The sequence below is a fragment of the Serratia sp. PL7 genome (assembly GCF_945957435.1).
In genome coordinates, this window is sequence record NZ_CAMFLB010000001.1 from 638103 (window position 1) to 651751 (window position 13649).

Annotated in this window: 12 protein-coding genes; 3 read left to right on the forward strand and 9 right to left on the reverse strand. The window is 55.7% G+C overall.

Going from position 1 to position 13649, the window contains the following annotated elements; translation table 11 throughout:
* Positions 1-25: 25 nt before the first annotated feature.
* The 6 genes from N6G83_RS02995 to N6G83_RS03020 form a co-directional block, all read right to left on the reverse strand.
* The gene (locus N6G83_RS02995; RefSeq protein WP_260514665.1) at positions 26-1093 is read right to left on the reverse strand and encodes a pentapeptide repeat-containing protein; all 1068 of its coding nucleotides are present in this window, start codon (positions 1091-1093) and stop codon (positions 26-28) included.
* Positions 1090-3642 carry a DUF2169 domain-containing protein gene (locus tag N6G83_RS03000; protein ID WP_260514667.1) on the reverse strand — a complete coding sequence of 851 codons (2553 nt, stop codon included), beginning with the start codon at positions 3640-3642 and terminating at the stop codon, positions 1090-1092. Before N6G83_RS03000 ends, N6G83_RS02995 begins: the two co-directional genes overlap by 4 nt.
* Positions 3643-3813: 171 nt before the next feature.
* A complete protein-coding gene (locus N6G83_RS03005; RefSeq protein WP_025303281.1) occupies positions 3814-4314 on the reverse strand; it encodes a hypothetical protein in 501 nt (166 codons plus the stop codon).
* Between the two features lie 100 nt (positions 4315-4414).
* Positions 4415-4804 (reverse strand): DUF3592 domain-containing protein, encoded by a 390-nt coding sequence (locus N6G83_RS03010; protein WP_025303280.1) that lies wholly within the window; start codon positions 4802-4804, stop codon positions 4415-4417.
* A 10-nt stretch (positions 4805-4814) separates the two neighbouring features.
* Positions 4815-7154, reverse strand: a complete 2340-nt coding sequence (locus tag N6G83_RS03015; RefSeq protein WP_025303279.1) for a type VI secretion system Vgr family protein — start codon at positions 7152-7154, stop codon at positions 4815-4817.
* Between the two features lie 512 nt (positions 7155-7666).
* Positions 7667-8599 (reverse strand): LysR family transcriptional regulator, encoded by a 933-nt coding sequence (locus N6G83_RS03020; protein ID WP_043138664.1) that lies wholly within the window; start codon positions 8597-8599, stop codon positions 7667-7669.
* Between the two features lie 97 nt (positions 8600-8696).
* Here N6G83_RS03020 and pcp point away from each other — a divergent pair, with 97 nt between their 5' ends.
* Positions 8697-9344: a pyroglutamyl-peptidase I gene (pcp, locus tag N6G83_RS03025; RefSeq protein WP_043138762.1), complete on the forward strand. Its 648-nt coding sequence runs from the start codon at positions 8697-8699 to the stop codon at positions 9342-9344.
* A 34-nt stretch (positions 9345-9378) separates the two neighbouring features.
* Here pcp and N6G83_RS03030 read toward each other — a convergent pair whose 3' ends face one another.
* The 3 genes from N6G83_RS03030 to ydgT all read right to left on the reverse strand — a co-directional run bounded on the left by N6G83_RS03030 (position 9379) and on the right by ydgT (position 11328).
* On the reverse strand, positions 9379-10410 hold the full coding sequence (locus tag N6G83_RS03030; protein WP_025303276.1) for an NADP-dependent oxidoreductase: 1032 nt from the start codon (positions 10408-10410) through the stop codon (positions 9379-9381).
* A gap of 85 nt (positions 10411-10495) precedes the next feature.
* Positions 10496-10915: a universal stress protein UspC gene (gene uspC / locus N6G83_RS03035; RefSeq protein WP_025303275.1), complete on the reverse strand. Its 420-nt coding sequence runs from the start codon at positions 10913-10915 to the stop codon at positions 10496-10498.
* 197 nt (positions 10916-11112) lie between these two features.
* Positions 11113-11328, reverse strand: coding sequence for a transcription modulator YdgT (ydgT, locus tag N6G83_RS03040; protein WP_025303274.1), 216 nt, complete (start codon positions 11326-11328; stop codon positions 11113-11115).
* A 1338-nt stretch (positions 11329-12666) separates the two neighbouring features.
* Here ydgT and flhD point away from each other — a divergent pair.
* Both flhD and flhC read left to right on the forward strand, forming a co-directional pair.
* Complete coding sequence (gene flhD / locus N6G83_RS03045) at positions 12667-13017, forward strand: flagellar transcriptional regulator FlhD (protein ID WP_004934891.1); 351 nt, start codon at positions 12667-12669, stop codon at positions 13015-13017.
* Positions 13017-13601, forward strand: coding sequence for a flagellar transcriptional regulator FlhC (flhC, locus tag N6G83_RS03050; protein ID WP_016927281.1), 585 nt, complete (start codon positions 13017-13019; stop codon positions 13599-13601). The genes flhD and flhC overlap by 1 nt, the downstream gene beginning before the upstream one ends.
* Positions 13602-13649 lie beyond the last annotated feature (48 nt).

Consider the following 13649-nt stretch of genomic DNA (forward strand, 5'->3'; position numbering starts at 1 on the left):
TCCCCTCGTGAAGTGGTCAATGCATTCAGATTCGGCTCTGGCGCTGTGCGCTCCAGGTTTCGGCGGCGTACAGCTCTTCGTCGCTCTCGAGGATCCCGCTGCGATCGCTCCAGCGCGTTTGCTGCTGGTGGGCGCGATGCATACGGGTGCGCATAAAGCGCGCGCGCCGGAAATCGGCGGCGCCAATGTCGGCATAACAGAAGTCGGCGTAGGTCAGGTCGCTGTCGCTGAAATCACAACGCGCCGATCGGCTGTGCTGAAATACGCATTGATACAGGCGCGCCTGGCTGAAGTTGGCGGCATCCAACGTCGCTTCGCTGAAGATCGCCTGATCGAACTGCCCGCCGCGACACTGCGCCTGAGTCAGATTGGCCTCCAGCCACAGCGACTGCTGCGCCTGTACGCTGGTCAGGTTGGCGCGCCGCAGCGAAGCGCCCTTGAAATTGCTCTGGCGCAGCGTCGCCTGGCTGAAGTCGACGTCGTCCAATTGGTTATCGGTAAACTGGCAGGCGATCAGGCTCTGCCCGGCGTAACTTTTGCCGCGGTGGTCACATTCGAAAAACGTGACGCGGTCGAAGTTCACGCCTTCAAACTGCGTTTTACAGAGATTTAATCGAAAGAACGTGACAAGGCATAAGCGCGCCTGATTCAACATGGCGCCGTCGAGCGGGCTTTCGTAAAAGGTAGTGCGATCGTGCTGAGTGGCGGAAAAATTCGCGCCGGCCAATTGGCACGACATCCAGTGACTTTGGTTGAGCGACAGCCGGCTGAAGTCGCTCTGTTCAAGCCGACAATCGTTGAACATCGTCAGTTCGATATGGCTCTCGCTGAAGCGGTTGGCCGACATGGCGCACTGATTGAAGGCCGTTTGCTTCAGATCCGCCCGCGTAAATTGTGCGTGTTCGAGCTGGCAATCGCTGAAAACGCTGTCGCGCAGATCGCAGTCAGAGAAGTTCACGCCGTTCAGGTTCAGTTCGTTGAACATGCCGCCGGCCAAATCCAGACCGGCGAATGACAGACCGTGCAAGTCCTCTCCGGCGATCGGCTCGCCGCGTTTTACGCGCTGGCGTATCTGCTCTGGTTTTGAGGTCATACTTCCTTCCCGTTGTGGCGAGGCAATGTTTTCACCCTGGCGGTATAGGCTCTCTCTAGCCGGGTTGCCTGATCCACTTGCGACTGCGACAGGTCAGCCCGGAACAGATTGGCGCCCTGCAGGTCGGCGCCTGACAGCACGCATTTTTGCAGGATAGCCGCAATGAAATTGGCATCGCGCAGGCTGGCGCGAGACAAATCGCTGCGGATGAACAGGCTGCCACTGCCGTTGGCCTGGCGGAAATCGGCCTCGTTCAATCGGGTTTCCGACAGATCGCAATTATTGAGACGCGCCCGGCTAAAATTGGCCCGCTGCAACGGCATCTGGCGTAAATTGCACTGGTTTAGCGTCGCGTCGCTGAAATCCGCCTGCGGCAACAGTGTCTTCGCTGCAAAGGCGCAGGCCGTGAGACGTGCGGCGTGGAAGCTGAGGCTTTGCGTCTCGGTGTCAACCCAGGCGCAACTTTCCAGCCGCGCCTGACTGAAGTTCACCGCCAGCAACCGGCATTTGACGAAGCTGACTTTGTCGAGCCGGGCGTGGCTGAATGTCAACTGCTCCAGCTGCAGTTCCATCAGGGTAATGTTGGCCAGCGTGGCGCGGCTGAAATCACATTGTCCGAGCAAGGTTTCGTATCCCAGCAAATCGCGTAATGACGCCATCGTGAAATCGCAGCGTTGAAACAACGTTTGCTGAATATTAGTCTCATGCAGCTGCGCGCCGCCGAAATCTGTCGCTTCGCATTTCGCCAGGGCCAAAGAGGCGTGGCTCAGATCGGCCTGCTGCAAGACGGCGCCGCTGAGATCGGCGCGCGCCAACATCGCCTCGCGAAGATCGCAACCCGCCAGTCGGGTTTGGCGTAGATTGGCGTTTTCCAATAACGCGCCGCGTAAGTTAGCCTGGCAGAGATCCATGCCGGACAGATCGGCGCCGGTGAGATCAAGGCCGCTGAGATCTTTATCGCGCAGCATGGCGGCGGCGACGCGTTGGCGAATGATTTGCGCCAGATCGCCACTTAAGCGCAGTGAAGGGCTTTGCGCCTGCGCTGACATTAAATACATTTGGTGCAGCGCGCGCTCGCTTTCCCCCAGCTGCTTCTCGCTGAACGCGTCGGGATGCTGGCGCGCCTCCTGGAACAGCAGATCGCGCTGCTGCTGGTAGCTTTCCGCACCGGAGGGCGACACGTGATCCCCTCCGGGGTTAAGCGGGTCGATACCCTCGGCTTGCGCCAGCTTGAGCATGTCCTGATACTGCACCTCGGCCTGGCTTTCCAGACGCTCGACGAATTCGGCGAGTTGGTCCAGCTTCGGCGGCGCTTCTTGCGACGGTAGCGGGAACAGTTCATCGATGTCCTGGCCTTCACGCAGCAGGCGCTGGCGATGCTCTTCGCGCTGCTGGTGCTCGTAGGCGGCGATATTTTCCGCCATTGGGCTTTGCTGCGTCGGCGTTTCCGTATCCAGCCAGGCACCGATGCACGCCTCCGGCAGCAATTCTTGTTCGCGAAAAGCGTGCAAAGCACCCTGTTCTTTATCCAGCCGCTGGGCCAACACCTGCCGATAATGCGCTGTGGAACGGGGCTCCCCTTCGGTTTCCAGGGCCGGCATCAGTTGCATCACGTCGGCGGCATCGTCCTCATTGATGCGCGCGCTACCCTGATAGATCAACAGCATCTGTTCCCGATGCGGGAAGAACCAGACGGTGGTATGGCGCATCGCGATCTCTTCGAAATGCGTTTCACCGCCGCGCAGTCGGTTGATGAAGCAGCGCGCGCGCCACGGCGGTAAATGCCCTTGCTGCACCGGTTCTGAAGGGTGCATATTCCAAATCCGATAGGCAGCCCGCGGCGGCAAGCTATCACGTTGAGGAAACTGCTGATCGCTTTCTGCCATGTTGAACAGGCGCCAGTCGATATCGTTGGCGAAGCCGGGAAAGCCGTGCTTCAACCAGTCGGCGTCGTAGTTTTTACCGATGCGAGAGAAGCGACGCGGCCAGGTGATATCCAGCGCGTCAAAGCTTGCCGGCTGGGCGCTTTGCCGAGGAGACGCAAGGCGTCCCTGCAGCGGTTCAACATTGGGTAGGCGATGGATGCGGCCCTGCGGAAATGTTTCGGGAGTGGCGCCGATGCCGTGCGGATTATCGGCGAACTGAGTACCGCCGTAAGCCCGGCGCCAGTCCAGACGCATTTCTGCAAAGGGTAGAGGCGTGGAGGGACGATCGTTGATCCAATGGCGATCGCCGAAAACCACCAGCGTTTTCTCCAGCGAATCAAACTGGATCTTCACGGCGCAGGCGTTTTTGTCTTGTTGATGGTGGGTGTAGGCGTTGCCAGTGGCGAGAAACTCCGCACAGGCTTTTGGGATAGCCAGATCGAGCACGCCGCCACTTAACGTAAGTTCGTCGGCGGCCAACTGCCACAGTTCCGGTTCGGGGCGCAGACGCGGGGAGGCCCCCATGTCGGCCAAGGCCAAAACGGAAACGCCCAGATGATTTTGCCCTTGCCAAGAGAAGGGGCGATGAAGCGCGCTGAGGCGCAGAGGTTTTACGACTTTCATTGTGTGTGTAAAGCTTCCTGTGGATATCAGCTGGCAGCCAGGCTGCTTGCTCAAAAACAATCCGTTTTTCGGTTTAATAGATATCAGGCTATGTCACAACAGATGAAGAAAACGATGCGGCGTTCAGCGCCGATCGCTAATGCGGGGAGAGTCCCACTTCGAAATGGATGATCAAGAGGACAGTGCGTTGTCCTTCCCGTTTATTCCGCGAGCCAGCAGCACGGCGGCGACGGACAATGACGCGGCGATCGCCTTGGCGGTAAATTGGCCGGTGCTCTCCAGGTGATAGGGCGCAAAAAATCCGACGCCGGCGGTGCTCAGAACCAGCAGCGCGACGAGCGCCGCAAAACAGGGCAGCTCTATCGCCAGCGTCAGTCTGCCGGGTGTCGCCGCACCGAGGTAACGCATCAAAAAACCGGGCAAAATCAGGAACCCGATCAGCTCTGCGGGAGCATTCACCGCAGACATCACCTGCTGATTGTATTTCAGGAGCGCTAGCATCAGCGCGACAAAGATCAGCAACCGCATGGGTAAGGCGGCCGCTCGGCTTGCCGACAAAAAGGTTTTGCCGATCGCAGCGAGCAATACGCAGCCGACCAGGATGCCAAAGACGGTAAACAGGATCTGTCCCCAGAGGCTGTCCTGCGTCGAAAAGGCAATGAACGCGCCCATCGTGACACTTCCTTATGCAAGGTGATTTAGCGAACTGATGAACGATAAGCCGTTTGCAGAACGTTGAAATCGGATCGCGTGATTGAGGGATCCTTTTCGCTTAAAGCCGGGAAAGCTCTTCGATCACCGCTTTTTTGGGGTTCTTCGGGTCGTACTTTATCGCGGTGAAATGGCCCGGTTGATAACGCGGCAGATCCACGACGCTGATCGGGCCTTTCGCCACGGCCGTATGGTTTTTTCCGTCTTGGGCGATGTACTTGACTTCGACTTCGCAGACCGGCCGATTTCCGTCCCACAGGTTGGTCTGGCGAATGCTGACGATTTGCCCGGAAGCGGAAATACCGTTCTCCATCACGCTGAGGGAAGAACCGATATGTTTGAAATAACCCCAGATATCGACCGTGATGAATTTGAAAAAGCCCACCAGACTGAGGATGGGAGCCAATAAAATCAACCCGATAACGGTGAAAACATTTTTGGCCTTCGACATGGGAGTCCCTTTACAAGAAGATCGCCAGCGCCTTGGTGCTCAGCCGTAAGGCGCCGTTGGTGACCAGCGCGCCAAGCTGAGTGAACGTCATGGGATCATTACTGAGCTTGAAATTGGTTTTGCTGATCGACAGCGGGTTATGCGAGATATCCAGCATCGTGTGTTTAAGGCTGGTCGCCGTCAACGAAAGATTGGAGCCGTAGAAGGCAAAATTGGCCCCGGTCGCCACCCATTTCCAGCCGTGGCAGTTATCTTTCCAGTTCGGCGTTTGTACCGAGACGCCGTCCGCACTGGTGATATCAATGGTTTTCGCCTTGATGGTCAGCGTGCCGGTGATCGTTGTGTTCTGGTTATTATTATAGGTTTCGGTGACATCCCCGGTCACGGTAGCGGTCTGGCCGCCCGCTTCAATCGTCAGGACTTGCCCGCCGGCAGTAATGGTGGTGTGCTGACCGCCGGCGGTGATGTTGACGGTCTGCCCCTGCTTGATGGTGCTGGTCTGTTGCCCTTCGGTAATGTCGAGGGTCTGGTTGCCTTTCACCGTGACATGCTGGGTTTGCGTAATGTTTTGCGTCTGCGCGCCGTCAAGCTTGAAAGACTGATTGCCGGTGATGTCGATTTTATCGCCGCCGTCGATAATCGTCAGGTCGCGGCCGCCTTTGATGTTCACCGTCTGGTGAGCGTTCAGGTTGGCGGTGTCCAGCCCATTGACGGTCGTCGTGCGTTTCGCTTTGTACAGGAACGTGGCGTCGCCGGTGACGGTGTCGTCCTGCTGGCGCCCGATGGTGGTGGTGCGACTGCCGTCAATATTGACGTTCTTGTCGTTTTCCACCGTCATGTTCATGTTGCGTTCGGCATGCATGTCGAACGATTCGTTGCCGGGCGAGTCTTCCAGGAACAGGAAGCTGGCGTTGTCGGCGCCGCCGCCTTTACTGCGGCTCATAAAGCCCATTTTAGTGGCGTCGCCGGGCAGATCCCACGGCGGCATGCTGTCTTCGTTGTAAACGCGGCCGGTGATGATAGGGCGATCCGGATCGCCGTTGATAAAGTCGACCACCACTTCCTCACCCACGCGCGGGATCTGGATCCCACCGTATTTCCAGCCGGCCCAGGCGCTCGAGACGCGCACCCAACAGGAACTGGTTTCATTGCCGCTGCCGTGGCGATCCCAACGGAATTTGAGTTTCACCCGGCCATATTTATCGGTCCAGATGCTTTCGCCTTCCGGGCCCACTACTTCGGCAGTTTGCGGGCCGTGGGTTTTCGGCCAAGGCGTGGTGCGCGCCGGGCGCCAATTGATGTCCGCCGGAACGACCTGAAATTCGGTTCGCTGCTCGCCAACATCATTATCGTTGCTGGCGTAGCTGTTTTCCTGCATGAAGTACTGCGCGCTGACCACCAGGTAGGCGCGGTTGTCTTCCATACGCGGCGCCTGGGTCAGTTGAAAACGGTAGCCGGGCGCAATGCCCTGCGAATTGCCTTCGCCGCTCATCTGCTCGTGCTGCGCTTCGAACTCCTGTTGGCGAACCTTGACGTAAAACTGGCCGTGGGCGTGATCGGTATAGCGACCGGGCCAGTCGAACACCTCGGCTTTGTCCTGCGCGAACGAGGCGGGATTCTGCCGGGCCTCCAGCAACCGCGCGCGCGGCTTACGAAAATCGTAGTCATCCAGGCTATAGAGGCTGGGCGTGATGGCGTCAGAAACGCTCCAGCTATTGATGCTGTCCTTGTTTTCCACCAGGCCGCCTTCCGCGAGCTGGTAGGGAATGCTGGCGTAGCCGGCGAGTTCCTGATGGGCCGCCGGCGCGTCAGCCAGCACCAGCGTATGGCCGTCTTGCTGGTGCGTGAAATAATAATAGATGCCTTCGTGTTCCATCAGACGGCTGATGAAATCGAAATCGCTCTCCTGATACTGCACGCAGTATCCCCAGATGCGGTAGTCGTAACTCAGGCGGTTATCGATTTTCACCTGATACTGCCCCAGCACCTGAGTCAGGATGTCGGGAACGGTTTTTTCCTGGTGGATGCGAAAATCGCGGTTTTGCGTCAGATACCACAGCGTGGGGCGCAGCACGGCGCGGTAGATATAGTAACGGTTGCCGCCAGCTTCTCGGCCGGAGAGGGTCATGCGCGTGATATTGCCGTTGAGATAACGCGGTGCCAACGGATTGCCCCGCAGCTCCAGCGTGATTTTTTGTCCCAGCAGCGCTTTCAGATCGAGCCGATTGTCGGGGCTGAGCAACTCGACGTCGAACTCGAACAATCCGGCCAGTTTTTCCTCGCCGGAAAGGCTTCTGAACAACAGCTGATGGGAGGGCAAGGGCGTGTGCGCAATGATAAGACGATCCATACTATTCCCCGCTTTAGGCATAGCTACCGCACGAGAATTGACGCGCGATCCCGATGGCGTATCTGTCACGAATAGAGACAGGAACTGACGAAAGATTTAACAAAGTTTACACAAAGGCACGATTTGTGCAGTCTACAATAGAGCTCTGCATTTGCAAAATAGCCTTGTGGATCAATGCTCAATTCGTTAACTTGCTCACGATCTTGTTTTTTATTATCTAAAACATATAGATGCGAGCAGATCATTTTTTATCTCAAATTATTGGGAAATTGGTAATACCAAAGAATAAATGTGTAACACATAAGTCAACGTGCTTATAAAACAACTCTTTTTTTACGTAAAAAAAGTCGCTGACTGTTTTTTATCCTTACCATTTGCCAGTTAAAGATGATCAAATATATAAATTTGGCGAATGTTAATTCGGATGATTCCTATTTGGTGGGCGTCCCAGGGCCCACCGACGGGCCTGGGAACATGCGTTTGAACGGTTGAAAATGCAGCGAATACCGTCGTTAACGTGGAGAGGAGTCGAAGGAGAGTTGACCTACCAGCTCGCAGAGCCAGATTAAAGCCGGGTCGCGTTGCGCCTGCCGGCCGGCGATCAGCTCAATGGGGAAAGGCGCGATGGCCAACTCGTCAGGCAGTGGGAGAATGCGTACGCGTTGCGGATCGGAAAAATGCCGGGCCGCGCTGGCGGCCAGCGTGGCGATCAGATCGCTGTCGGCGACCACGGCCGGCAGAGCGGCAATATGTGAAAAGGTCACGGCGACTCGCCGCTGACCGCCGATTTCCGCCAGACGCCGGTCGACCAGCCCTCTGGCAGAGCCATCGTCTGCCGGTGCGTACAGCCCATGCGGCAGGCTGAGGTAGCGTGCCAGATCCCAGCGGCCATCCGCCAGCTGGGGGTGTGAACGGCTGGCGATACACACCAGGTGCTCTTCAAACAACGTGCGCACATAGTGGCTTTCCGCACCGGAAAGGTGCCCTCCCAGCGCGATATCCACCTCGCCGCGATCCAGTTGCCGGTAAATATTGCGGCGATCCAGACGCGAAACGCGAATATCGATGCCGGGGGCAGTCTGACGCAACCGGCTGATGAGGGTGGGCAGCAGCAAGATATCGGCATAGTCGCCGGCCGCCAGCGTAAAACGCCGCTGCCCGGCGGTAGCCGGATCGAAACGGGCAGGGGGGGCCAACGCCAGATGGATCTGTTCAAGCACCTGCTGTATTTGCGGCATCAATTGGTGGGCGCGCGGCGTGGGTGACATGCCGCCGCCGCTGCGCACAAACAGGGGATCGTTGAGAAGAATGCGCAGCCGCGCCAATGCATTGCTGACGGAGGGCTGAGCGCGGTTAAGACGCCGGCCTGCGGCGGTGACGTTGCGCGTCTGATACAACGCCTCAAACACCACCAGCAAGTTGAGATCGACGCTGGCTAAATTCATTTTATGAATACTCTATATACAGATAATCCATTTCCAGAATCATACTGTGTTCTTTAGGCTGAAAGCACACAAATTTAGCCTTCAATCAGGGGAAATGATGAACAAAGTCTTGGTCACTGGCATTGAGCCGTTCGATGGCGATACGGTGAATCCTTCCTGGCAAATTGCGCAGGCGCTGGCCGGTGAACATATTGCCGGCGCGGAGATCGCGGTGCTCGAGCTGCCCTGCGTATTGGGCGTGGCCAATCAGCAATTGATCGCGGCGATTGAGGCGCTGCAGCCGCTGGCGGTGATTTGTCTGGGCCTGGCCGGCGGCCGGGCCGAGATTTCGCTGGAACGGGTGGCCATCAATCTGATCGATGCCCGCATTCCCGACAATGCCGGTAAACAGCCGATCGACGTACCGGTGGTGGCGGGCGGGCCGGTAGGGTATTTTAGCACGTTGCCGGTGAAGGCCGCAGTGCAGCAGCTGCGCCGACAGGGGATCCCGGCGGCGGTCTCTTATACGGCAGGTACCTATAACTGCAACCATATTTTTTACGGTCTGCGGCACTATCTGGAGACGCAGCACGTGAGTGTCAGGGGGGGATTCGTACATATTCCGTACAGTCATGAACTGGCGGCGTCCCATCCGGGCAAGCCGAGCATGGCGCTGGCGACGATGGTGGAAGCGGTGCGCACGGTCGTACAGGTGACGCTGACGGTAGAGGAAGATGTGCGATTCGGCGACGGCGCCGTACATTAAAAGCAGGGCGTGGTGTACCACGCCCTGCTACGGGTTATTCGTCGGCGACGCGGATCACCAGTTTGCCGAAGTTTTTGCCCTGCAGCAGGCCGATAAACGCCTGCGGCGCCTGCTCCAGCCCATCAACGATGTCCTCGCGGAACTTGATTTTCCCCTGTTCGACCCAACTGCTCATTTGTTGCAAGAATTCGTCAAAGCGTGAGCCGTAGTCGTCGAAGATGATAAAGCCCTGCATGCGGATGCGTTTGCGCAGGATCAGCCCTTCCAGCAGGGGCAAGCGGTCCGGCCCCGCAGGTAATCCGGTGGCATTGTAATGGGCGATGATGCCGCACACCGGAATGCGTGCTTTGGTGTTCAACAGCGGCAGTACGGCGTCGAACACCGCCCCACCGACGTTTTCGTAATAGATGTCGATGCCTTTTGGGCAGGCGGCCGCCAGCTGTTCGGCAAAGTCAGGGGCGCGGTGATCGAGACAGGCGTCGAAACCCAACTCTTCCACCACATAGCGGCATTTTTCCGCACCGCCGGCGACGCCGACGACGCGGCAGCCTTTCAGCTTCCCGATTTGGCCGACCACCGAACCGACCGCACCGCTGGCGGCGGCGACCACCAGCGTTTCACCTGCCTGCGGTTGGCCGATGTCGAGCAACCCCATGTAAGCGGTAAATCCCGGCATGCCCAGCACGCCCAGCAGGCGGGAAGGATGCGGCAGGTGCGGGCCTAGGTTGCGCAGGCCGCTGCCGTCAGACAGGGCGTAATCCTGCCAGCCGTCATAACCCAACACCCAATCGCCGACGTTGAAATCGGGATGCTGTGAAGCCGCCACGCGCGATACCGTACCGCCCACCATGACCTGACCGATCTCCACCGGCGGCGCGTAGGAGGGGGCATCGCTCATGCGCCCGCGCATATAAGGATCCAGCGACAGATAAACAGTGCGCAGCACCAGCTGCCCGGCGGCGGGCTGCGGTGCGGGGACGGTATCGAGACGGAAGTTGGCCGCCGTCGGTTCGCCGTGCGGACGCGAAGCCAGTAGGAAGCGGCGGTTCTGTTGAGAAGGGGACATCGAAAGCTCCTTTGCGTTGCGACAAACAAGATTCGTTAAGCCTAGTCCAGGGGCGGCAAGGCAACGTTACCGAATGTGCTTAGCCTTAGAGCGGAACGATCAGCACGTCGATATGGCTGATATTGATAAAGCGGGCGGCGGAACAGGAGACCTTATTCATCATGCCGTCGCGATGGTTGCCGCAGAGCAGCAGGTCGAACGGCTGACGGCGGCTGGCGTATTCCAGGCTATCACCCAGCTCGCCGTGCACGATCAACGTATCGGCGATCGGGTAACCGGCGCGTTGACGCAGTTCCTCCATAAACAGCCGGGTTTCCTCCTCCATCAACGTGCGTAAATCGCCCAGCATTGGCCCGGCGAAATTATTGTACATTTCCGGGTTGGCGAGCGTGCTCAGCAAGGTGATGCTGCCGCTGTAAGGGCGGACGATGGAGACGGCCTTTTCCACCAGACGGTGGCTGTCAGGGGCAACGGCAACGGTGACCAGAACGTTTTGATACCCCATATCCTACTCCTTGTTGTATCCATCGTGTTTCAGGCTGCCGCATCGGTGGCCTTGGTGGAAGTCTTGCGTCGGATAAAGGGTAGAACCTGGCGGGTGGAATAAATGTGTTTCGCATCACGCGCGGCAATAAAAGCTGAATTTGCACCGGTTATATAGCAATAAAAGATAAAACCGTTGCCGCACGTAATTTCACTGAATTAAAGCACCTGCGTCCACAGCGTTTTCGGCACCTTGCCCAGATCGAACAGTTTACCGGCAACCAGCTCAGCGCGACGGTGGTCGGCAGCGCGGTACATATTGCTCATTTCTGTATCATTTTCAATGGAGTAGTTCAGTTTGTCGTACACCTTCTCCAGGCTGTCCAAAGAGGAGCATTTACGGAATGTCAGCAGATATTCGAGCGTATCGGTCATGATTAAAATATAGCCTGTTAATAGTTAAAGCCGGGTGAATAACACATCGGCGGCTCACGGCGACGCCGTCGAGGTAGCGATGTACGACCTGACAAAAATCATTTCAAGTAGATAAATTGCACTGGGTAATGATGTCACGCCGCCCGTAGCGGCGCTTTGATAAATCATAATATGCCCGTGCGCCGTCAGCAATCTCATCCTGCTGATAAATGGAGAAATAGGGAAAGTCTCAGGGCGGCTGACGGCAGACGCGTCGTCGTCGCTGCTGTGCACAAGCACGCGCCGCCGTGCCAGGCCTCATTCTGCAGTGATTTTTTCACCCGGCCGCGGCATTGGGGGGTGTTTTTCGCCGCCGCTGACGTTAAAACGCCGTTTTTCTCGATGGAGAAATATGAAGAGTAAAACAAAACTGCGTTTTATTTTATGACCATCAGGGGGATGAAATCGTAAGCCATGTAAATAATCATCTGGGGATGAGGGGAAATTATCACGACGACAAAAAAGAAATAAAAAGCATTAAAGATTTATGGCGTGCTGCCGATATATCGTTTTGGCGGAATTTAACGCAAAAAAAGTATTCTTGCATCGTGCTAATACGGAAACATATCGTTACGTCTGTGAGCTTGTTCACTACGCCCGCGAATCATTGATAAGCCATAATCACCTGATGTTGAAAATTAAAACAGCCTCAGGCTGGGGGCTTAAGTCAAATCCGATAGCTAATAACCTTATAGTTTACACCGGTTATTTTTCAGCTTGGATATTTTTTAGTAACTCAAATGGTTATTTATACTGAGTTTGTTGCCTATATGCAGATTTTTGTTCTGTTATTTTGGTTTGGTGATGCTTTTGTTCGAATTGATCTAAAAAAGATAATTTTTTGGCGGATAAACATTGTTTTTAAGACGTTTTTTTACCTATGGTTGTTTTGTGTACAAAATGACGGTCAATAAGTGAGCGTATTTGGGGGTATTTGGCTTAATTATTTTTTATTTTTGTGATCTATGTCACATTGTATTTAAAATTGCCTCTCACTTACATTGTGTGTGCTAATGGTTCGGGGGTAGAGTTGCGCTGCTTTAGGAATAATCTTATTAAATTTGTAAAAATAGTTTCATGGTGACTAAACACTATCGAAGCAGAATGCTGTACATCCATACACGTAGGTTTACGCTCGTAGCAAATACTGAACAGTGGTCGAATTTAGCGATTGTAGAAAATTATAGCAGTCGTTTTTGAGAGATTAATTTGCCAACTTTGGGAAACAACCCAAGTCACGGGCGATAAAATTTATCACCCAGCGTATGTTTTTAAACATAGTCTGTCGGGATGGGGAATATGGGTACGTCTGAATTACTTAAGCATATTTATGACATCAATTTGTCATATTTACTTTTAGCACAGCGTTTGATCAACGATGAAAAAGCGTCCGCGATGTTCCGCCTGGGTATTGATGAAACCATGGCCGATGCGCTGGCGCAGCTGACTTTGCCGCAAATGGTCAAACTGGCCGAGACCAACCAGCTGGTTTGCCACTTCCGCTTTAACGAAAGCCAGACCATCGAACGCCTGACCAAAGAGTCGCGCGTCGACGATCTGCAACAAATCCATACCGGCATTTTGCTATCAAGCCATTTACTGCAAGAGCTATCGAGTAAAGACGCTAGCCCGACGAAGAAAAGAGCCTGATGATGGTTGAGAAAAGTATCGTTCAAGAAGCCAAGGACATTCAGCTCGCTATGGAGCTGATTTCGCTGGGAGCCCGACTGCAGATGCTGGAGAGTGAAACTCAGCTCAGCCGTGGGCGCTTGATTAAACTTTACAAGGAGTTACGCGGCAGCCCGCCGCCAAAAGGAATGTTACCGTTCTCAACCGACTGGTTTATGACCTGGGAACAAAATATTCACTCGTCGATGTTTTACAACGCCTACCTGTTTCTGATGAAAAGCGGGCAGTGCAGCGGAGTGGAGGCGGTGATCAAAGCCTATCGCCTCTACCTGGAACAGTGCCCGCAGCAGGCCGGCGAGGCGCCGCTGCTGGCGCTGACCCGTGCCTGGACGCTGGTGCGTTTCGTCGATAGCGGCATGTTGCAGCTCTCCGCCTGCAGCTGCTGCGGCGGCGCATTTATCACTCATGCGCATCAGCCGCTGAATGGTTTCATCTGCAGTTTATGCCAACCTCCATCCCGCGCCGTAAAAAGACGTAAACTTTCGCCGCAACTGGCCGATATTATTCCTCAACTGCTGGACGAGCAGGTCAAACGCGCCATTTGAGCCGCCACGTTGCCGGCTCTCGGCAATGAATACCGACGTGTGATACGC

Excerpts from the sequence above, each read along its gene's own strand:
- N6G83_RS03010 (WP_025303280.1), bottom strand. The coding sequence starts at position 4,804 with ATGTCGAAGGCCAAAAATGTTTTCACCGTTATCGGGTTGATTTTATTG.
- ydgT (WP_025303274.1), bottom strand. The coding sequence starts at position 11,328 with ATGACCGATACGCTCGAATATCTGCTGACATTCCGTAAATGCTCCTCT.
- flhC (WP_016927281.1), top strand. The coding sequence starts at position 13,017 with ATGATGGTTGAGAAAAGTATCGTTCAAGAAGCCAAGGACATTCAGCTC.
- N6G83_RS02995 (WP_260514665.1), bottom strand. The coding sequence starts at position 1,093 with ATGACCTCAAAACCAGAGCAGATACGCCAGCGCGTAAAACGCGGCGAG.
- N6G83_RS03015 (WP_025303279.1), bottom strand. The coding sequence starts at position 7,154 with ATGGATCGTCTTATCATTGCGCACACGCCCTTGCCCTCCCATCAGCTG.
- N6G83_RS03020 (WP_043138664.1), bottom strand. The coding sequence starts at position 8,599 with ATGAATTTAGCCAGCGTCGATCTCAACTTGCTGGTGGTGTTTGAGGCG.
- pcp (WP_043138762.1), top strand. The coding sequence starts at position 8,697 with ATGAACAAAGTCTTGGTCACTGGCATTGAGCCGTTCGATGGCGATACG.
- N6G83_RS03030 (WP_025303276.1), bottom strand. The coding sequence starts at position 10,410 with ATGTCCCCTTCTCAACAGAACCGCCGCTTCCTACTGGCTTCGCGTCCG.
- uspC (WP_025303275.1), bottom strand. The coding sequence starts at position 10,915 with ATGGGGTATCAAAACGTTCTGGTCACCGTTGCCGTTGCCCCTGACAGC.
- N6G83_RS03005 (WP_025303281.1), bottom strand. The coding sequence starts at position 4,314 with ATGGGCGCGTTCATTGCCTTTTCGACGCAGGACAGCCTCTGGGGACAG.
- N6G83_RS03000 (WP_260514667.1), bottom strand. The coding sequence starts at position 3,642 with ATGAAAGTCGTAAAACCTCTGCGCCTCAGCGCGCTTCATCGCCCCTTC.
- flhD (WP_004934891.1), top strand. The coding sequence starts at position 12,667 with ATGGGTACGTCTGAATTACTTAAGCATATTTATGACATCAATTTGTCA.